Genomic DNA, 819 nt, shown 5'->3' with positions numbered 1-819 from the left:
TTCGAGTTCCATAAAGAGCCGTGCGGTGTATTTCGAGAGCGCTGTCTGCGAGCCAGACTCACGCAGTTGCCCGACGATTCCTGCCGCGTGCCATGTCGTCCCACTTGCAAGCTGTTTACGCTCCAAGAGCACCGCACCCGCCATTCCGCGTTTCGCAAGATGGTAGAGGGACGATATGCCGATGATGCCGCCGCCGATGACGACTGCAGGAGCCCGTTCTGGGAGTGACCTTGGGGATCTGTTTTCGGTCATCAGAGTTGAATCCACGCTGTCTTGAGATTGAGGAATTTATCGAGGGCATGCGGCGACTTGTCGTGACCGTTGCCAGACTGTCCGACGCCACCGAGCGGCACGGTGATGTCCGGCCCTCCATATGTGTTGACGTGGACGACGCCGGCCCTGATCGCCCTTACCATGCGATGGGCGCGCGAGAGGTTGGACGTCCAGACGCCGGATGCCAGCCCGTAAATCGTCGAGTTTGCGATCCGAACCGCGGCGGCCTCGTCGTCAAAGGGCGTGATCGCAAGCACCGGGCCGAACACTTCTTCCTGGGCAAGGGCGGCGTCTGGAGCGACTTGGTCAAACACCGTCGGCGCCATGAAGAATCCCCCTGTTTCCTCGCGGATTCGGGTACCGCCGGTAAGCAGCGAGGCGCCATCGGCTGTGGCCCGGGCCACAAATTCCAGGTTCTTGAAAAGTTGGTCGGCGCTTGCAATCGCGCCAGCCTCGGTTCTGACATCAAGGGGATCGCCCAACCGCATCTGTGAAGCAAATTCGGCCACTTTTTGCGCAAAATCAGCGTGAATCGAGCGCTCTACC

At 60.2% G+C, this 819-nt stretch carries 2 protein-coding genes; both read right to left on the bottom strand.

Annotated features, from left to right (window positions below):
- Positions 1-252: FAD-dependent oxidoreductase (locus tag AC1D0I_RS32695; RefSeq protein WP_477400201.1), on the bottom strand; the 252-nt coding region annotated here is incomplete at its 3' end.
- Positions 252-819, bottom strand: a 568-nt coding sequence (locus AC1D0I_RS32690; protein WP_477400200.1) for an aldehyde dehydrogenase family protein, incomplete at its 5' end; no start/stop codon positions are given. The genes AC1D0I_RS32690 and AC1D0I_RS32695, both read right to left, overlap by 1 nt.

The organism is Mesorhizobium sp. P2_D1, from assembly GCF_056404455.1.
Note: the sequence above shows the minus strand (reverse complement) of the source record. Positions and strands in the feature narration are given on the sequence as shown.